This is a genomic window from Pseudacidovorax sp. 1753 (assembly GCF_040544975.1).
Classification (GTDB): Bacteria; Pseudomonadota; Gammaproteobacteria; order Burkholderiales; family Burkholderiaceae_C; genus Xenophilus.
On record NZ_JBEPKY010000007.1, the window covers coordinates 222,298 to 243,353 of the forward strand.

8 protein-coding genes are annotated in these 21,056 nt (G+C 67.1%); 4 read left to right on the forward strand and 4 right to left on the reverse strand.

Annotated elements, in window-relative coordinates; genetic code table 11:
- The first annotated feature begins 1 nt into the window (after window position 1).
- From ABIC63_RS10910 to ABIC63_RS10920, 3 genes are all read left to right on the forward strand, one after another.
- Window positions 2-157 carry a hypothetical protein gene (locus tag ABIC63_RS10910; protein WP_354319754.1) on the forward strand — a complete coding sequence of 52 codons (156 nt, stop codon included), beginning with the start codon at window positions 2-4 and terminating at the stop codon, window positions 155-157.
- 166 nt (window positions 158-323) lie between these two features.
- Window positions 324-8,834, forward strand: coding sequence for an autotransporter-associated beta strand repeat-containing protein (locus tag ABIC63_RS10915; protein WP_354319794.1), 8,511 nt, complete (start codon window positions 324-326; stop codon window positions 8,832-8,834).
- Between the two features lie 519 nt (window positions 8,835-9,353).
- Window positions 9,354-16,208 carry a beta strand repeat-containing protein gene (locus tag ABIC63_RS10920; RefSeq protein ID WP_354319755.1) on the forward strand — a complete coding sequence of 2,285 codons (6,855 nt, stop codon included), beginning with the start codon at window positions 9,354-9,356 and terminating at the stop codon, window positions 16,206-16,208.
- Between the two features lie 180 nt (window positions 16,209-16,388).
- Here ABIC63_RS10920 and ABIC63_RS10925 read toward each other — a convergent pair whose 3' ends face one another.
- A complete protein-coding gene (locus ABIC63_RS10925; protein WP_354319756.1) occupies window positions 16,389-16,958 on the reverse strand; it encodes a recombinase family protein in 570 nt (189 codons plus the stop codon).
- Window positions 16,959-17,404: 446 nt separating this feature from the next.
- Here ABIC63_RS10925 and ABIC63_RS10930 point away from each other — a divergent pair, with 446 nt between their 5' ends.
- Window positions 17,405-18,409, forward strand: a complete 1,005-nt coding sequence (locus tag ABIC63_RS10930; RefSeq protein WP_354319757.1) for a LysR family transcriptional regulator — start codon at window positions 17,405-17,407, stop codon at window positions 18,407-18,409.
- Window positions 18,410-18,444: 35 nt separating this feature from the next.
- Here the strand turns inward: ABIC63_RS10930 and ABIC63_RS10935 are convergent, their stop codons facing one another.
- The 3 genes from ABIC63_RS10935 to ABIC63_RS10945 all read right to left on the reverse strand — a co-directional run bounded on the left by ABIC63_RS10935 (window position 18,445) and on the right by ABIC63_RS10945 (window position 21,049).
- A complete protein-coding gene (locus ABIC63_RS10935; protein WP_354319758.1) occupies window positions 18,445-18,924 on the reverse strand; it encodes a DoxX family protein in 480 nt (159 codons plus the stop codon).
- A 296-nt stretch (window positions 18,925-19,220) separates the two neighbouring features.
- Window positions 19,221-20,165: a fumarylacetoacetate hydrolase family protein gene (locus ABIC63_RS10940; protein ID WP_354319759.1), complete on the reverse strand. Its 945-nt coding sequence runs from the start codon at window positions 20,163-20,165 to the stop codon at window positions 19,221-19,223.
- Between the two features lie 17 nt (window positions 20,166-20,182).
- A complete protein-coding gene (locus ABIC63_RS10945; protein ID WP_234193762.1) occupies window positions 20,183-21,049 on the reverse strand; it encodes a DODA-type extradiol aromatic ring-opening family dioxygenase in 867 nt (288 codons plus the stop codon).
- Window positions 21,050-21,056 lie beyond the last annotated feature (7 nt).

Sequence of the window (21,056 nt, forward strand, 5' to 3'; positions counted from 1 at the left end):
CATGAGCGCACTCGTGATTGGCGCCTGGTTCGGCGGCGTCCTGGTGGGCGCAGCGTTTGGGGCCCTGGTGATGGGGCTGTGTGTGGCCGCGGGCAGGGCCGATGAGGCGCTGAACCTCGAAGCCGATGCCTCCCGTTTGCTCGGTCATGAAGCCTGAGCGCCCGTGTACTTGGACTGTCTGTGCCCATTTGCTTTTTCTCGACAGCAGAATGAAAACGATAAATCGCGTTAACGGCTTGGCATCGCCAATAAAAAGTGGGATGTCTAAACAGGCGCTGTGGGGCAGGTCTGCGATGTGGCTGCGCAGGTTGTGGCCGTTGTGGATGGCGCTCCTGCGTCTATGGGCACCCCTGCCCGCGTCCGCTGTCTCCGCATGTACACCGAATAGTGGCTACAACGCCTGCTTGATCCTGGACTACACGGGGGCTGACCAGAGCTTTACCGTGCCGGCGGGCATCACCTCGATCAACGTCAAGGCGTGGGGCGCCGGTGGGGGCGGGCCTGACCTGAGTTACTGGGCCAACGGAGCTGGCGGTGGTGGCGGCGGCTACGTGACCGGCAATGTTGCGGTTACGCCGGGACAGACTTTGACCGTGACGGTGGGGCAAGGCGGCGCGGCGGCAAGGACTGCCCGAGCACTTGATCCCAACGGTACTTTCGGTGGAGGTGGTCCAGGCGGCTCAGCCTCGGGGACTGCGCCAGCCCCGACAGGGGCCAGTGGCGGCGGCTTCTCAGCGGTGTGGACAGGGACGGGCCGGGGCACACCTCAACTGGTTGCCGGCGGCGGCGGTGGATCTTCTCCGGGGGCCGACTACATCGCTGGCGGCGGCGGGGGCGCCACTGGCGGGGCGGGAGATACAGGCAACACCGGTCAAGGGGGCACCCAGACCGCCGGGGGCGCGGCGGCTACCAAGGGTACTGTGGCCGCATGCGGTGCAGCGGCTACCGCTGGCACTTCCTACAAGGGTGGCACGGGTGCAGGCAACACATCTCTCAACACGGGCACGGGCGGCAACTATGGAGAAGGCGGCGGTGGCGGCGGTGGTGGCTACTTTGGTGGTGGAGGTGGCAGTTGCCAGAGCAACCTCAGTACGCAGAACAACGGCGGCGGCGGTGGCGGCTCCAGCTTCACGGGCGGGGCGGCTGTGTCTGCGCTCTCGGCTAGCACGTCGCCAGGCGCAAATTCGGCTTTAGCTGGCGGCGGCGGTGCTGCTGGCAACAGCAGCGATAGTCTCAATGGCGGAGCTGGCCAGGGTGGCAATTCCGGCGATGGCGCCAATGGTCGCGTGGTGATTCAGTTCAACACGACGCCTGCCAGCGCCTATACCTACTGGGACAACTCCACCACCATCGACGGCGCCGTGGGCGGCGGGGGGCCGGGGACCTGGGATTCAACCACGCTCAACTGGACCATTAGCAGTGGTCTGCTGAATGGCGCTTGGTCGGGCGGGACTAATATTGCCAATTTCGGCGGAAGCACCGGTGGCACGGTGAGCGTGAGCGGGACGCAAAGCATCGGTGGCCTGAATTTCACGACCACTGGCTATACGCTGACGGGTGGCACATTGAGCCTGGCAGGGACAACAAACACCATCAGCACCGCTGGAACAGCCAGTATCGGTTCAGTGATATCAGGCGGTAGTTCAAATTCGCTGGCTTTTGCCGGACCGGGCACTACCACGCTGACTGCCACGAATACTTATTCAGGCGCAACCGCAGTCAACGCTGGCACGCTGAACATCGCTGCGCCTACTGACGTCGGCAATGGAGCTGGCTTCCTCAGCAAGCAGTTCACGGTGGGCAGTAATGCAAATTTGACGTTTACCGCTACCAATCGCCTCAACATCGGATATGGCGGCGCAACGACCATCACGCTAGGAAACGGTTCCACAATGGACGTGACCGGCACAGATGGAAACGGTGGTATTCCTTTGGTCAGCGCGCTGACCATTGGTAGCCAGTCCGGTGCGTCCTCGACCTTCAAGTCGACGTCGCAAATCGGCATGAATTTGAATGGTCAAACGTTGACCTTGGATACTGCATCTGGTTCGACGTTGACGACTAGCGCGCAGCTCTGGAACATTTCTCCGCTCGTCAAGTCCGGTGCGGGAACGGCGGTACTGACGGCCAGTAACTCGTACCAAGGTACGACGACCATCAATGCCGGGACCCTGCAAATTGCCGGTGCAGGGTCATTGGCAAGTGGGGCAGGCAATCCATACAGTGCCAATATCGCAAACAACGGGACATTGCAGTATTCGAGCAGCGCCAACCAGACGCTTTCGGGTGTGATCAGTGGAACTGGCTCGCTGATCAAGGACACGAGCAGCAGTTCGACGCTCACGCTGACCGCCAACAGCACTTACGCGGGTGGCACCACGGTCGCCGCCGGTACATTGCGCATCGACAGAACGACCAACGGCTGCGACAACTCTGGCACTTCTTCCTTGGGGACGGGCGTCGTCACCATCGAATCCGGCGCCATTCTGGACGTCAATCCTACGACCACTGGCGGCAGTGCTGACAATTCGCTAGGGTGTGCCTTCACCTATCCGAGCACTGGGCCTTCTCAATACATCGTCCGGGGAACGCTCAAGCAGAACGCCGCGCAAACGGCGCAGATGGCGCCCATCGTCCTGGATGGCGGCGACTTGTCTTCGTATAACGCCGTGGCGGCGAACGCTTTGACCTGGGGGGTCTACGCTTTGAAGAGCGTCACCGTTTCGAAGGACAGCACGATCAGCGCACTGAATGTGGTGAACAGCCAAAGCGGAGGTGTGACCTACTCGGTGCCTTCAGGCCTCACGCTGAAGGTGACTGGCTACCTTGGGACTAGCGCCTCTGAATCGGCAATGACGCTTTCGGGCGGCGGAACGATGGTGTTCTATGGTCCAAACAACACGGCTACCAAAGCCATCACAGTGAGCGATGGCAAGCTGCAAGTGGGCAATGGCGGGACCACGGGCGACATCAGCTCTCACGCCAGCGTAGCACTGGCCACCAACACGGCCAACCTGAGCTTCAAGCGCAGCGACAACTACACCTTCGGTAAAGCCATCGGCGGCTCGGGCAACGTGAGCCAGGACGGCAGCGGCACCACCACGCTGACGGTTGTCAACACCTACAGCGGCACGACCAGCGTGAATGCGGGTGTCCTGACCATCGGGGTGACCAACGGGCTCAACAAGAACAGTGCCGTGACGGTCGCCTCTGGCGCCAAGCTCACCCTGGGCACCAACATCAGCCTGGAGCTGTCCAACGGCCTGAGTGCCGAGGCAGGCACCCTGGTGCTCAATGGCGGCACGCTCACGCTCTCGGGCGGCACCAACAACATCGGCGCGGTCACGGGCTCGGGCACCATCGTCGTGGGAGCGGGCGCCACGGTGAACCTGAAGGCACCCCTCGCCAACACCGGCGTCAACATCCAGATGGCGGGCGGCCTGCTGAGCCTGACCGGCCTGACCCACAGCCTGGGCACACTGACGCAGACCGTCAGCAGCAGCATCGACTTCGCGGGCAGCGGCAAGCTCACTGTGGCCAACATCGGCGCGACCTTCACGGGCACCCTCACCGCGACCAACTGGACGAGCACCACAGGCAACTTCTACGCCTCGGCCGTCAACGGCGGCCCGGCACGCAACACAGCGGCCTTGGCGCCGTTGAACCAGATCCAGCTGGGCACCAGTGGCAACGCCGCGCTGACGTACTGGGCGACCGGCACGCCCGGCGAGTTGCGCGCATCCAGCGGCAGCTTCACCTACTGGGACAAGATCGCCGGCAACAACCAGATCGACGGCGGTGCCGGCACCTGGGATGGCACCCTCCCCAACTGGGCCAACAGCACCGGCTCGTTCAACGGCACATGGGCCGGGGGAACCAGCGTGGCGACCTTCGGCGGCACCGCAGGCGACATCGTGATCCTGGGGGACAACTACAGCCCCAGCATCGGAGGCCTGACGTTCAGCACGGGGGGCTACACCATCGCCCGCAACGTCAGTACCAGCGGAACCCTGTCCCTGGCGAGCAACGCCACCGTGACGCTGCCCGGCAGCGGCACGACGGCGATCAACGTGCCCATCAGCGGCGCATTCAGCATCACCACGGCAGGGACGGGAACGCTGACCCTGGGCGCCACCAATACCTTCTCAGGGGGGCTCACCATTCCCAATGGTGTTTCCGTCATCAGCACCGCGGTCCTCATGGACCCTGCGAGCCCCCTGACGCTGAGCGCTGGCGGGACGCTGTCATTCAACAACAGCGGATACAACGTGTACAGCGCGCCGTGGAACGTTGCTGGGACGCTGGAGTACAACGGTGCGTCGACTTCGACCATTGCCACGTACATCTCGAACATCACCTTCAACCAGGCGACGGTCAACGTGACCGGCAGTTCGACGATGCCGAGCGGCGCGCTACCTGGCAGTGGCAACTACAACGACCGTCTGGTTCTGAAGGGGACGGTTGCAGGCACGGGGCAGGCCAATGTGCGCAACTACGGAACGCTGTGGATCGAGAACGGGACGACCAACAACAAGCTGGCCGTTGCCGTTGACGGCACCAGCCGCCTGTCCTTCTATGGCAGCGGCAACATGTACATGGGCAGCCTGTCCGGCGCTGGCACGATGGGCGTGGGGGACACCGGCGCAGGGACGCCGAATATCTCGGTCGGCAACGACAACGGCAGCACTACCTTCTCGGGCGTGTTGACCAATGCCGCATGGCTCAGCAACAACACCAGCAACTGGGGCCTGACAAAGGCTGGGACCGGAACGTTCACGCTGACGGGCAGCAACACCTACACAGGCTCCAGCACGATCAGTGGCGGGACGTTGCAGATCGGCGGCGCTGGCTCGCTGGGTTGGAATGGCACCAGCGGCGCCTATGCCGGTGCGATCACCAACAACGCCACCCTGCAGTACTCCAGCACCGCCAACCAGACGCTGTCGGGCACCATCACTGGCACTGGCTCGCTGGTCAAGGACACGGGCGGCAGCGCGACCCTGACACTGAGCAGCACGGGCAACACCTACAACGGCGGCACCACCGTCAACGCCGGCACCCTGGCGCTGGGCGCGGACAACGCTTTGCCTGGGGCGGGTGCCGTCACGGTCGGCAACAACGCCACGCTGGCAATGGCTGGTTTCAATCAGACCCTCACCGGCAACCTGACCGTCAACGGCACGCTGGACATGGGCAGCACGGGCACCAACACCCTCACGCTCAACGGCGGCACCCATAGCATCGCCGCCATCGCCGGCAAAGGCACCATCAAGCTCACCGGCGGCGCCACCCTGACGCTGGGCGGCACGCCCGGCATCAGCAACAGCAATGTCAACATCCAGCTCGACGGCGGCACCCTGGCGCTGGGCGGCAAGACCCACAGCCTGGGCACCCTGACGCAGACGGCCACCAGCACGGTGGACTTCGCAGGTGGCAACAGCAGCCTGACGGTGGCCACGCTCGGCAGCCTGGGCACGGGCCTGACGCTCACGGCCAGCAACTGGACGCAGGGCACCACCCGCTTCTACGCCACGGCCGTCACCGGCAGTCCGGCAAAGAACCAGGTCGGTCTGGCGCCCATGAACCAGATCCAGCTGGGCAGCAATGCCGCCACGGCCACCTACTGGTCCGGCACCGGCAACGAACTGCTGCCCATGACCACGGGCACCTACACCTACTGGGACACCAACGCCAGCAACACCACCGTCGATGGCGGTAGCGGCAACTGGGACGGCAGCACCCTCAACTGGACCACCAGCAGCGGTACGCCGCGCGGCACCTGGGCCGGCGGCACCGAGACGGCCTACTTCAATGGCTCGGCGGGCTCCGTCACGCTTGCCAACAGCTACGCGGCCAACATCGGCGGCCTGAACTTCGGCACCTACGGCTACACCATCAATGCGAATGCCGGGGGTCTGTTGATGCTGACCAAGGACGCCACGATCACCGTCAACTCGTCAAGAGGCCAGGCCGTGGCGATCAATGCGCCCATCCAAGGCAACTTCGGCGTCACGGTGACCGGCGGCGGGACCTTGCAGCTGTCCTCGCCGAACAACAGCTACACCGGAGGAACCACGCTCAGCAATGCGGGCATCGACCTCGTGGGTCCGGCGATCGCCTGTTCGAGCAGCAGCACGAGCACGCCCCTGGGCAAAGGCACGCTCTCAATCGGCTCGAATTCCGGCATCTGGCTCGGCACCGACAACCAGCTCGGCTGCCCTGCCTCCGCGGGCACGGGGGTCACGGGTGTTGTCATCCAATCCGGTGGGGGCGTCAACACGACGGCTGCGGCTTCGACCGAAATGCCTGCCTTGACGTTGAACGGTGGATCGCTCATGTCGCTCAATACCGTGTCCGGCACGGGCGTCACGAACGGCGTCTACAGGATGTCGGGCGACGTGCAGGTGACGGCCGACAGCGCGATCAGCGCCGCCAACGTCAACAACGTCAAGGCCGGCGGCACAACCTACAACGTGCTTTCGGGCACCAAGCTGACCATCGGCAGCACGGGCTACTTCGGATACGGCACCGGCCCTGGCCAGGGCGACACCGGCTTCATCCTGACCGGCGGCGGCACGATGGTGTTCTCCGGCGCGAGCAACACCGCTACCGGCCCCATCCAGGTGACCAATGGCACGCTGCAGGTCGGCGACAGCGGCAGCACCGGCGACATCGCCTCGCATGCCAGCGTGAGCTTGGGCAACAGCGGCGTGCTGAGCTTCAAGCGCAGCGACGCCTACAGCTTCGCCAAGGTGATCAGCGGCTCGGGCACGGTGAGCCAGGACGGCGGCGGTACCACCACTCTGAGCGGCGCCAACACCTACACCGGCAACACCAGCGTCAACAGCGGCACGCTGCTGGTGACGGGCAGCACCGCCAGCGGCAGCGCCGTGAGCGTGGCCGGCAGCGCCACGCTGGGCGGTACGGGCACGGTGGCGGGCACCGTGACGGTCTCGGGCACGCTCAGCCCCGGCGCTGCGGCGGGCGCAGCAGGCACCCTCACCACGGGCGCCCTCACGCTGGGCAGCACTGCCACGCTGCGCATGGACCTGGCCGCGCCGGGCACCACCGGTGGTGGCGTCAACGACCTGGTCAACGTGGCGGGCAACGTCACCCTGGGCGGCAACCTCGTCATCAACAAGCTCAGCGGCTTCAGTACCACTGGCAGCTACACCCTGCTCAGCTACAGCGGCACGCGCACCGGCACCTTCTCGGCCAACAACCTGGCGGCCATCGGCTACCAGGGCGTGATCCAGTACGACGATGTCAACAAGAAGGTGGTGCTGGTGGCGATTCCGCGCGTGAAGATCACCGAGGTCAGCAACGGCGCCACCGGCACCTTCAGCTTCGTCATGACGGGCCTGGACACCGCCAGCGCCAGCCTCACGACCACCGCTGCCGGCACGGGCGTGAGCAGCAGCACCTTCAACGGCAGCGTCGGCACCCAGGTGGTCATCAACCAGACCATCCCCAGCGGCTGGCCCGCCACGCCCAGCAGCATCAGCTGCGTGGACGCCAACGGCGCCAGCACCGGCAACGGCACGGGCGCCCTGGGCACCGTCTCGGGCGTTCAGGTCACCCTCGGGACTGCGCAGATGGTCGCCGGTGCGGACATCACCTGTACCTTCACCAACACCCGCAACGGCATTTCCGGGGTGGTGTTCAACGACGGCGGTGCCCCGAGCAGCGGCACCAACACCGGCACGCCCAACGACGGGCTGCAGAACGGCGCGGAATCGGGCGTCGGTGGCATCACGGTCAATCTGACCAGCTGCAGCGGCACCACCTACGCCAGCACCACCACCGACGGCAATGGCGCCTTCGGCCTGAGCATCCCGACGGCGCAGATCGGCCAGACGGTGTGCGTGCAGCCGGTGCTGCCGGCCAACACCCTGGCCACCGGCGCCAACGCGGCCGGCACGGTGCTGCCCGACGGCAGCGCCACCAGCGTGGGCGGGGTGGGCTACACCTACACCCGGGCCAGCCAGCAGGCGAGCTTCACGGCCCCCGCCTCGGGCACGGTGGCGCTGAGCTTCGGGCAGGTGCCGGCCAGCACGCTGAGCCCGGCGACCAGCGCGCGGCAGACGCTGCCCGGCGTGAAGGCGGTGCACACGCACAGCTTCACCGCCGGCACGGGCGGCAGCCTGCAGGTGCAACTGGGCACCGCCACGGCCAACCCGGCCACGGTCACGGGCTGGAGCGAGATCGCCTACCTGGACACGGGCTGCACCGGCACCGTTCAGGCCAATGCCACGCGGCTGTACCCCTCGGGCACGCCGCTGACGGTGACGCAGGGCCAGGTGGTGTGCTTCGTGGTGCAGGAGCAGGTGCCCGTGCAGGCGGGCACGGGCAACAGCAACGCCGTGCCGGTGACGGCGGCGCTGACCTTCACCAACGCCGCGCCGACCCTGAGCGCGAGCTACACGGCGACGGACTCGACGACGGTGAGCAACTCGGCGCTGCAGCTGACCAAGGAAGTGCGCAACGTGACGCAGGGCGTGACGACCTTCGGCACGAACAACCAGGCGAAGTCGGGTGAAGTGCTGGAGTACCGGATCACGTACACCAACACGGCCCCGTCGCCGCTCAGCAGCCTGGTGATCAACGATTCGACGCCGACGTACACGAGCTTCGTGAGCGCGAAGACGGACACGACCCCGGCTAGCCTGACGGCGTGCACGAAGGTGACGCCGGCGAACGTGGCGCCGGCCCCGGTGGTGGGCTGCGACGTGGCCCAGGCCGCGGGCGGCACGGGGGCACTGAGCTGGACCTTCACGGGCGCGCTCAATGGCGGCGGCACGGGGGCTGTGCTGTTCCAGGTGAAGGTGGACTGAGGGCGCGGCGTCCGCCGCCGACTGGCTTGGAGCCGGTCGGCGGCTTCTTGCCGGCTCGCCAGCGCCTTGGCGGCATGTCCGGCAGAACTTTGATGGATCCGCATGGGAGCCTCCATGGACGCGTCAGGGACCTCGGCCAACGAATGCGCCGCCCTGGATCGCCTGCATGGCGGGCGACATCACAACCTTGATCCATGCAGTCGCGAACTTGATCCGGGAAGTGAGGAACTTCACACGAAACGCCGGTTTAGGCAGCCACAGCTCCCCGAGTCGGGCGAAGGGCTCGGATACCGTACCGCGATCACGAGTGCGGGGGCTCACAGGCGAGCAACGTGGCGATCAAGGACGCCACCTTGTCCCTTTCCGCGTCGCATCGGGCCGGCGCGACGCCACGCGGGCCGCCCGGGCGAGCCGCAACCTGCGGCCCCCTGCCGATGCCCTGCCACGGCCGCCGGAGTGCGACCTCCCGCAGCCGACTGGCGAGAGGGCAGTCCAGCGAAGCGGATCGATCACGGAACGATGAAGAAGACAAACCACCATTCGGCATTGCAGGATGAGCCGAAGCCGGTGCTGCACAGGGATGGTCAAGGAGAAGGCGGCAAGGTGCCCTGGCGTGCCGTGCTGGCCCATGTCGTGCTGGTGGCGGTGCTGCTGCTTCTGGCGCTGGTGCAGCCGGCCGGTGCGACCACCATTCCGGTCATCAGCTGCAACTCGACCGGGTACCTCTTCAACACGGCCTACAGCGGCAACCCTGCCGGTCCGCCCAAGGCCTCGGGCACGCGCGACACCTACTGGCAGGTGAATGCATCCGCCCGCGACGCGGCGTCGCCCTACACCGTCGACAGTTCCCAATGGGTGGATGCCTATGTGGTGAGCCAGCGGGCCGGTTGGGCGACCTCGCCGTTCAACAACGCGGACTGGATCGCGCACAACACCGATGGCTCCAGCCCCGCGACCTATCGGCGCTACACCTATTGGTACCGGTATCTCTTCGACCTGGACTCCCAGCTGGACCCGTCGGCGTTCTACATGAAGCTCAGCTTCTTCGCGGACGATTCGCTGGGATCGGTGTATGTCAACGGTGTGGCGCAGGCGAGCCCCAACATCCCGGACAACATCGACGGCAACAACTACTCGCCCGGGCAGGGCGCCACCCTCGTGCTGGACAACAGCTGGAAGGTGGGCCGCAACGAGATCCTGGTGCGCATCGCCGATCGCGGCGGCTGGTCGGGCTTCCTGGTGCAGTACGACAGCCAGTCGTCGACCATCTGTTCGACGCGCACCACGGTCAATGCCGTCAGCAATGGCGGCACGAGCACCTTTGGCTACACGGGCACCAACGGCATCGCGAGCCAGTCCGTGTCCACGACGGCGCCGGGCACGAGTGCCGCCGGCCCGATGCAGACGCTGACCGCCGTCAACGACAAGACCACGCTCACCCAGGCCACGACGCCACCGGGCTTCCGGCTCAGCGCCATCGCTTGCACCGGCCAGGCGGCGGGCGCGACGATGGCCTACAACACAGGCGCGACCACCGACGCCGCGGGCACGCCGGCCCGATCGGCGCAGTTCTCGTTCGCGGGCAATGGCCGGGCCGTTTCCTGCACCTTCACCAACCAGGCGGTGGGCGACGGCGGCGCGTACTGGGACGGCAATGGGGCGGCCAACAACAGCAACGTGGCCGGCGGCGCCGGAACCTGGAACGCGACCAACACCAACTGGACGGACGCCAACGGCGCCCAGAACGGCGCATGGGCCGCCAACGGGCTGGCCGTCTTCACGGGCACGGGCGGGGCGGTCAATGTCACGGCGGCGCAGACCATCGGCGGGCTGGCGTTCCGCGGCAGCAGCTACAGCCTGGGCGGCTCGGCGCTGACGGGTGGGCTCGCCACCAACACGCTGACCGCCGATGCCGGCGTGAGTGCCACGGTGGGCAACGAACTGGCCGGTGGCAACGCCTTCGACAAGACCGGCACGGGCACGATCCGCCTCACGGGCCGCAGCAGCTTCACGGGCCCGCTCACGGTGAAGGCGGGCACGCTGGTGCTGGCAAATGGCAGCCAGGCCGTGACGCCCGCCAGCGGTTCCATCGCGGTGAACAGCGGCGGCACGCTGGCCTTCGGGACCAGTGACAACTGGGGTGTGCACACCACGACCTCCTCCGCTGCGATCAAGGTCAACGCGGGCGGCACGCTCGACTCCGGCGGCTACTACAACACCCTATGGAACCTGGCGCTGAACGGCGGCACTGTGGCCGCCAATGGCGGCATCAGCGCGTCCTATGGCGCCTTCGGCCTGGCGGGCACGGTCAGCGCGACGGGCGGCGCCTCCAGCATCACGGCGAGCGGCGCCAATGCCAGCATCGCGCTGGGCTCCAGCGCGGGCGCATCCACCACCTTCAGCGTGGTCGACAGCACCGACAGCCTGTCGATCGCAGCGCCGCTGCAGAACTTCGCGGGCACCACGGCGGCGGCCATGGTCAAGGCCGGCGCGGGCACGCTGACCCTGAGTGGTGCCAGCACCTACACCGGCAGCACCACGGTCAATGCCGGCAAGCTCTCGCTGGGCGCGAACGGTGCGCTGCCGTCGGCGAGCGCCGTGACGGTGAATGGCGGCACGCTGGACCTGGGCGCCTACAGCCAGACGCTTTCGGCGGGGCTGACCGTGGGCAGTGCCGGCACGCTGTCGATGGCGGGCGGCACGTTGACGCTCTCCGGGGGCAGCAGCAGCATCGGCAGCATCAGCGGCAGCGGTACGCTCAAGGTGGGTGCGGGCGCCACCCTCACCTTGACCAAGGCGCTGGTCAACAGCGGCATCAACATCGTGATGGATGGCGGCAAGCTCACGCTGGGTACGTTCTCGCACAGCCTCGGTGTGCTGTCGCTGACCTCGGCCGACAGCATCATCGACTTCACCGGGGCCAGCCTCAGCGTCGCCACGCTCGGGCCGATCGCAGCGGGAAAGACGCTGACGGCCAGCAACTGGACCGCCGGCACCACGCCCTTCGTGGCTGCAGGCGTGAACGGCAATCCCGCGCGGAACCAGACCGGGCTGGCCACGCTGAGCCAGGTGAAGCTGGGCAGCAATCCGGCCGGCGCGACCTACTGGGCCGGCACGGCCGGCGCTGCCGGCGCACTGATGGCGGCCGGGACCTTGAACAACTGGGACATCACCCCTGGCAACAACCAGATCGACGCCGGCGCCGGAACCTGGGACGGCATCAGCGTCAACTGGGCCAACAGCGATGGCACCGCCAATGGCACCTGGGTTGGGGGAACGGGCACCGCCGTCTTCGGCGGCACGCTGGCGGCGCCGGCCACGGTCGCGGTGTCCGGCACGCAGAGCATCGGCGGGCTCACGTTCAATGCCTCCGGTTATACGCTGGGCGGCGGCATCCTGAATCTGGCCGACACCACCAACACCGTGGGCACTTCAGGCGCGGCGGTCACGGCCACCATCGGCGCCGTCATCGCCGGCGGCACGGGCAACGCCCTGGTGTTTGCCGGCCCGGGCACCACCACGCTCACGGCCAAGAACACCTTCACCGGGCCCACCACGGTGAACGGCGGCACCCTGGTGCTGGCCAACACCGCCAATGCGGTCACGCCGACGGGCAACACGATCACGGTCAACAGCGGCGGTACGCTGGCATTCGGCGCCACGGGCAGCTGGGGCATCGATGCCGCCACCACGGCTTCCGTCGTGCTCAACGGTGGCCGGATGAGCGCCAATGGCTACTACACGACGCTCAAGGACCTCGTGCTCAAGGATGCGACGGTCGACGCCAATGGCGGCGCCAATGCGACGTATGGCGCGTTCGGACTGCCGGGCACGGTCACGGCCACCGGCCAGTCGGTCATCAACGCCAGCGGTCCCTTCGCCACGATCAACCTGGGCTCGGGCCTGGTCCAGACGACGACCTTCAGCCTGCCTGGGGCGGCCGACAGCCTGGTGATCGCGGCGCCTCTGCGCAACTACCAGAACGCCCTGAGCGTCACGCTCAGCAAGACCGGCGCCGGCACGCTCACCCTGACCGGCGCGAACACCTTCACCGGCCCCATCGGGCTGTCCGCGGGGGTCCTCCGGATCGGCGGCGCCGGCACCCTGGGCGCTGGTGCGGTCTACAACGGCAGCATCACCAACGACGGGACGCTGCAGTATTCGAGCAGTGCCAACCAGACCCTCTCGGGCAACCTTCTGGGTGCGGGCGCGCTCGTCAAGGACACGGGCAGCGGCACGCTGATGCTGTCGGGCGTGGGCAAGACCTACACGGGCACCACCACGGTCACGGCGGGCACGCTCGCGGTGGGCGTCGACAACGCATTGCCTGGCGCAACGGCACTGACCATCGGAGGCGGCGGGACCGTCAGCCTGGGGGGCTTCAGCCAAGCCCTGTCGAAGGTCGTGACCGTCGACAGCGGCGGCACGCTCGAGCTGGGCACCGGCACGCTGACGTTGTCGGGCGGACTGACGGTCAACGCGGGAGGCTGGCTCGACCTGGGCAGCAGCGGCAAGCTGGTGCTCGGCGGTGGCACGAGCAACGTGACGGCCATCAGGGGCGCCGGCACCATCACGCTGAACCCGGGCGCGACGCTCAACCTGAGCGCCGCCGTCGCGGCACCCGGTGTCGATGTCGTGATGGCGGGCGGCACGCTCAACGTGGGCGTCAATGCCCACAGCCTGGGCACGCTCACGCAGACAGCCAGCAGCAGCATCGGCTTCGGCAGCGGCGGCAAGCTGACGGTGTCCCTGCTGGGCGACCTGGGACCAGGCCTGACGCTCACGGCGAGCAACTGGGTGGCGGGCAGCACCGGCTTCTACGCCACCAGTGTGAGCGGCTCGCCAGCGCCCGCGCGCAACACGCTGGGCCTGCCGACGCTGAACCAGGTCAAGCTGGGCAGCAACGATGCCTCCCTGACGTACTGGTCGAGTGGCGCCAATGAACTGCTGGCCGGTCCGCCACCCGGCGCCTACACCTACTGGGACACCAACCCCACCCTCGCCAGCATCGATGGTGGCGATGGAAACTGGGACGGCACTTCAGCCAACTGGACCACCAGCAGTGGCTCACCCAACGGCAACTGGACGGGCGGCAACGTGGCCACGTTCGGGGGCACGGCCGGCACGGTCGCCGTCACGGCGGCCCAGAGCATCGGTGGCATGACCTTCGCCACCGGCGGCTACATCCTCGGCGGCAGCCAGGCGCTGACCCTCGCGGGTGCCAGCAACACCCTGACCAGCAGCAACGGCGTGGCCACCATCAATGCCGTGATCGCCGGCACGAGTACCCAGGCGCTGGTCATCGAGGGCCCCGGCATCGTCACGCTGGGCGGCGCCAACACCTATGCGGGCAGCACCAGCGTCAACAGCGGCACCTTGCGGGTGACCGGCAGCACGGCCAGCGCCAGCGCGGTGAGCGTCGCCAGCAGCGCCACACTCGGCGGCACCGGCACGGTGGCTGGCACCGTGAACGTCGCAGGCACCCTCAGCCCCGGCGCCGCATCGGGCGCGGCGGGCACGCTGAACACGGGCGTCCTCACGCTGGGCAGCACCGCCACGCTGATCCTGGATCTGGGCGCGTCGGGCACCATCGGCGGCGGCGTCAGCGACCTGGTGAACGTGACGGGCGATGTCTCCCTGGGCGGCAAGCTCGTCATCAACAAGCTCAGCGGTTTCAGCACCACGGGCACCTACACGCTGCTCAGCTACAGCGGCACGCGCAGCGGCGCCTTCGCGTCCACCAACCTGGGCGCCATCGGCTACCAGGGCATGATCCAGTACGACGACGCCAACAAGAAGGTGCTGCTGGTGGCGATGCCGAGGGTGAAGATCGCCCAGGTCAGCAATGGCGGCACCGACAGCTTCAACTTCGTCATGTCCGGCCTGGACACCGCCAGCGCCGCACTGAGCACGGCCATCGCCGGCACAGCGGTGACCAGCGCCACCTTCAACGGCACCGCTGGCACCGCCGTGAGGATCACCCAGGGCATACCCGGCGGCTGGCCCAGCACACCCACGAGCATCAGCTGCGTGGACGCCAACGGCACCAGCAGCGGCAACGGCACCGGGGCCCTGGGCACCGTCGTCGCCTCGGGCATCGCGATCGACCTGTCGACGACGCAGATGCGCGCGGGTGCGGACATCACCTGTACCTTCACCAACACCCGCAACGGCATCGCCGGTGTGGTGTTCAACGACGGCGGCGCGCCCAGCGGCAGCACCAACACCGGCACGCCCAACGACGGCTTGCGCAACGGCTCGGAAGCCGGTGTCGGCGGCATCACCGTCCACCTGACCGACTGCGCCAGCACCACCTACACCAGCGCCACGACGGACGGCAACGGCAGCTACAGCCTGAGCATCCCGACGGCGCAGATCGGCCAGCCTGTCTGCGTGCAGGCGGTGCTGCCGGCCAGCACGGTGGCCACGGGTGCCAATGCGGCAGGGACGCTGCTGCCCGACGGCAGCATCACCACCGTGGGCGGCGTGGGCTACACGTACATGCGGGCCAGCCAGCAGGCGGCTTTCACGGCGCCGTCCTCGGGCACGGTGACGCTGAACTTCGGCCAGGTGCCGGCCAGCACGCTGACGCCCACGGCGAGCCGCCAGCAGGGGCGTGCCGGCGGCCGCGTCGTCCATCCGCACATCTTTGCGGCCGGCACCGGTGGCGTGCTGAAGGTGCAGTTGGGGACGCCGACGGCCACGCCGGGCAGCGTCACGGGCTGGACGGAGATGGCGTACCTGGACGCGAACTGCACGGGCAAGCTGGATCTGACGGCGCAGCAACTGGCACCGACGCCGACGACGCTGACCCTGGTGCAGGGGCAGCAGGTGTGCTTCTTGGTCCATGAACTCGCGCCGGCCACGGCGCCCGAGGGCAGCAGCAACGCCGTGCCGGTGACGGCGACCCTGGCTTTCTCGAACGCGGCGCCAGGCCTGAGCGCAAGCTACACCGCCACCGACACCACGACGTTGAGCAACGCGGCGCTGCAGCTGACCAAGGAGGTGCGCAACGTGACGCAGGGCGTGACGACCTTTGGCACCAACAACAGGGCGAAGTCGGGCGAGGTGCTGGAGTACCGCATCACCTACACCAACAACTCGCTGTCGCCCATCACGCGCCTGGTGATCAGCGATGCGACACCCACGTACACGAGCTTCGTGCAGGCCAGGACCGAGACGACGCCATCGAGCCTGACCGCCTGCACCAAGGTGACGCCGATGAACGCGGGCACGTCCTCGGCACCGGCCACGCCGGTGGGTTGCGATGAGGTTCAGTCCGTGGGAGGCACGGGGCCGGTCGTCTGGTCCTTCATGGGCACCCTCAACGGCGGTGGCGAGGGCAGCGTGCTGTATCAGGTGAAGGTGGATTGAAGAGGGGCGGCCCGATGCGGAATGGCGATGTGCCAAAAGCCGCTGGATTTCAATGCCGGAATTTCCGTCACCGTCCTTTGCGTCCAGTTGCAACGAATTGTCTGAGAGGTGCAGCACGCCAATGGATGGGGCTCTCCGGCCGCCGGTCCGCCTCTTCGCAGAGGACGGACCGCGTGCCATTCAAGCTCTTGCGGTGATCGCGCGCACGAGGTGGCGCTTGAGCGTGCGCGGGTGCACCTTGTATTGGTCTGCCGCCTTCTCGATGTCGATGAAGCCCGATCCGGCCATCTCGATCAGGGACGCGAGCTCGCCCTCGGGAATTGATGGCGGCCTGCCGATGCGTCGCCCTCGCTTTCTGGCGGCGGCAAGACCGGCGCGCGTGCGTTCGCTGATCAAGGAGCGCTCGAATTCCGCAAGTGCCGCCATCAGGTGGAAAAGGAATGTGCCCCCCGGCGTGGCGGTATCGATCGCTTCCGACAGCGACGCGATCTCCACCTGCTTGCTGCGCAGCACCCCGACCACCTGAACCAGTTTTCCCAGGGAGCGTCCCAGCCGGTCCAGTTTCCAGACGACCAGGGTGTCGCCCCTGCGTACCCGGCGCAGGGCCCGCGTGAGCCCTGGCCGCTCGAAGATCGCCCCTGACACACCCTGGTCGCTGAACACCACATCGCATCCAGCGCCCTCCAGCGCTTGAAGCTGCAAGTCGAGATGTTGCTCGTCCGTAGACACGCGCGCATATCCAACCTTCATGTTCTTGCTCTGCTCGCCACTAGATGCTTGCGATCTCGAAAGCCAGCGGCGCGGCGGACGCGCTGTAAATAGGCGGCCGAGCGGCCGTTGAATTTCTCTCGCGATGCAGTCCTGTGCGCCAAAGAAGTTGCAGGCCCGGAACCGCCGGCACGCAAGCTATTGCCGGTATCGGCGCGCGCGGATTCCAGGGACCGTGCGCGCAGCAAGCCGCGTGAGTCGGCTTTGAAGAAAGGGGTGTTTGAACGTCCACGGATACGCTCCTCTTACAGGGTTGCTTTGATGTATGTCATGGATCTTGCGAGGTATCCGGAGCGTTGTTTGCTTCCCTCCGATGGCCGCATCATTTGCAAGGTTCCCGACGTTTATTTGCAGTTCGCATGGTTCCGTTGGACCCCGGCAAAGTCAAATGCATCAGAATCATCGGTCGGATAAATCTGAGAGCATCAATGCTCGTACCCAACCGCTATCTCCGACACGCCCTGGCTCTGGACGAGCACCGTCATTACGCCCGTGCCGCCGATGCGCTGCACATCACGCAGCCCGCACTCAGCCGCAGTATTCAAGGGCTGGAGCAATTGCTGGGCGCCCGCCTGTTCGACCGCGGGCGTGGCGAGGTCGAGGCGACACCCATCGGTCTGATCCTGCTGGATTACGCACGCAAGGCCGTGCTCAATGCCCACGACCTGCAGCGTGCCGTGGCGCTGGCCAAGGGGGCCGAGCTCGGCACGTTGCGCGTGGGTGCCGGCCCGGTGGCCGGCGCGGCGCTGATCGGTCCCGTGCTGGGGCGTCTATGCCATCTGCACCCCCAACTGCGGGTGGAGGTAGTGTTCTCCGCCTGGCAGGAGTTGCCGCAGCGGCTGCGCGCCCGTGAGATCGACCTGATGCTGTCGAACGTGGGCGACACCGAGGGGCTGGACGATCTGGAGATCCTGCCCTTGCGGCCTCATGCGGCCGTGCTCGTCGCGCGCACCGGCCATCCGCTGGACCGGGCAGAGTCACCGGAGACGCCGGAGGAGTGGCTGGCCTATCCCTGGGTGGGCCCGCACTTTCCGCTGCGCTCCGCGCGGCAGTTCCTGGGCCGCGTGCTCGGTGCGGAGGCCTTGCAACAACGTGCGGGACGGCTGCTCAGTGTGGTGTGCGACAGCCAGGGCGTGCTGGAAGATGTGTTGCTGCGCAGCGATGCGATCGCGCCGATGTGCATGTTCATGGTGGCCGACGCCCTGCGTGCCGGCCGGCTCGTGGTGCTGCCGACCCCGCCGCTGGGCGACTATGGCAATTTCAGCGTTGCGCGGCTGGGTTCGCGCAGTCCCAGTGCCCCGGAAGCTGCCTTCATTCAACTGCTCCAGGAATGGGACGAGGAAGCGGTGGCCGAAGAGCGACGTCTGCTCAGCCTGACCCAGCGGCGGCGCAGATCGCGCCGCAAGGCGCCGACGCACGCCCAACCCGCCTGAGCCGCGCAGCGCTGCTGGCATGGCAGCGCTGCGCTTCAGAAGGACTTCTTGAGCTGTCGATCGACCGACCAGATCCCGCCACCGAAGGCCGCGAAGAACAGGCAGCCGAAGGCCCAGATGCTGGACAGCTGCACGGCCTTGCCTTGCAGCAGGTCCGTGAACGCGACACCGGCGTCCATGAGCCGCTTCGTGCCATTGGGCGTCAGGAACTCCGGATGGGCCTTGATCGCTTCAAGGCCGGCGCTGGTCAGCAGCGGCTGGGCGTTGTACGGGAAGTGGAAGTGGAACCACACCGTCACGAACAGCATGACCGCGTTGGCCAGGGCGAAGGGCCGGGTGAGAAAACCCAGCAGGATGGCCGCACCGCCGACGACCTGCATGACGGCCAGCAGTGGCGAGAACAGCCAACCCGGATGGAAGCCGATCATCTCGACGAACTGCACCTGGCCCATCGGATCGAGGATCTTCGGCCAGCCCTCGTGGAGCAGCCAGCCGCCCAGAACCAGCCGGAGCAACAGCCATCCCAGAGGCTGCGCGAGGTTCTCGTAGAAGGGGGCCAGCGCCGGTATGAACAGACTTTCTCTGGAAACGCTGGAATCGAAGGAGCGACGCATAGGAGCCTTGCAGAATTTTCGGGGGTGCCGCACTGGTCGGAGCACGTGTGTCCGGGTGCACGACGATCTTCCCAGGCACTCATCCAAGGCTTTTGATGCATGTCATGGTTGGGTCCAGTGGAACGGCCGGACATCCATCGAGACGGCGTCGTCCGCGTCCAGGGTCGCGCCATGGGCCTGAACGCAGACCTTGCCGATCATTCGCCCTTGGCCGCGCGCAGGTTGGCCTTGAAGTGTTCCGGCACGCGCTCGTCGAAGCCGAGCGCCACGCGGCGCACTTCGGGGCTGTCGGTGGGCGCATGGCCCACGCCCAGGGCCGCCGCGCGCGGCGCGTCGATGGCCACCACCGTGCCTTCCACGCGGCCGATGCCGGTGATCTCGCAGGCCACGACGTTGCCCGGGTTCACGCTGCGCGAATGGCAGGGCGTGCCCATCAGGATCACGTCGCCGGGCATCAGGGTGATGTGGCGCGCGATGTCGGCGATCACGTAGTGCGGGCCCCAGATGGTCTCTTCGCCGATCTGCGCTTCCTGCACCACCAGGCCGTCCACCGTGGTGCGCAGCGTCTGCGCGAACAGGTCGACGCCGCGCACGATGCCGGGCCCGATGGGCAGCAGCGTGTCCGCACCCTTGACGCGCAGCATGCTGCCCTGGTCGGTGTCGCGGAAGTCCTGCAGGCCCATGTCCAGCGCCGGGCAGAAGCCTTCGATGCAGTCCCAGGCTTCGTCGGGCGTCACGTTGCGGCAGGTGCGGCCGATGACGACGGCGTACTCGCCCTCGTAGTTGAGGTACTTGCAGTCCGCCGGCTTGAGGATCTGGCCCTTGTGGCCGTTGAGCGAGGTCGGCGGCTTGGTGAAGTAGGTGGGCGTCTCGGTGGGCTTGGGCTTGTTGCGCGTCTCCATGCTGCGCGAGCTGTAGGAGATGTGCACCGCGATGATCTTGCTCGGGTTGACCGGCGGCAGGTAGGTCTGCGCGTCGGCGTCCAGCAGGCGGCCGTAGTCCAGGCGCAGGCGGCCGGCGTCGGCGCCTTCTTCCACCATCGTGCCCCAGAAGGCGCTGCCACCGATGAGGACGCGGCGTCGCTCGACGCGGGGGCCCTGCATCACGGCGGGCAGGCTCTGGAGGGGAAATTCGAAGTTCATGGCGATTCTTGTGGGGCTCAGGCAGGGAACCAGATGTGGATGTTTCCGGTGCCGCGCGCGTTCTCGTAGGCGGACAGGGCCTCGCCCTTGGCGCGGCAGTCGGCGCCGCCCATGGCGCCCAGCATCTGCAGGTAGTGCGCGCCGAAGGCCTCCCAGGGCTTGCGTCGGTATTCACCGTCCCAGCGCTCCAGGATCAGGTCGTGGCGGCCTTCGGCCATCAGCGCGATGGCGCCCTTGTCGCTTTCGATGTTCTCGGGCGAGGAGACGTTGCTCTCGTGAAAGATGCGCGGATGGTTCGGCTTCCAGTCGATGCCGTTGAACTTGTGGCTGAGCGCGCCCGAGGCCAGCAACACCACGCGCAGGCCGCTGGCGCGGATGCCCTCGCCGATGTCCTCGCCGGACTGGACGAACTGCTCCCAGCGGCAGTTCTGGCACGAGCTCACGGTCACCACCGGCGTGTCGTCCAGCTCCAACCGCAAGTGCTTGACCAGGTTGACGGTGGCGTAGTGCCGGCCCAGATCGGGGTGGTCGATGACGCGGACGTAGCCCTGGCGTGCGCGCGAGGCGGTTTCCAGCGCCCGGGCCAGCCGCGGATGGCCGCGGTAGGCGAAGGGCACGCCGTGCAGGTACCAGGGCATCTCGTCGGAGATGTAGGTGCCGCTGTAGCGCGCGCCGCCGTCCACCAGGTGGTAGCCGGTGGTAAACCAGTGGCTGTCGAAGATCATGACCACGTCCGGCTTCGCTGCCGCGATGCGCTCGCGCAGCCGGGCATAGCCGGCGATCAGGTCCGAGTCCTCGCCGGCGCCCTGCAGGCGGCGGAATTCCTCGCACTGCATGAGGCCGGGGTGATGCGACACGATGGCCGATCCAACAATCTGTCCCATGGGAATG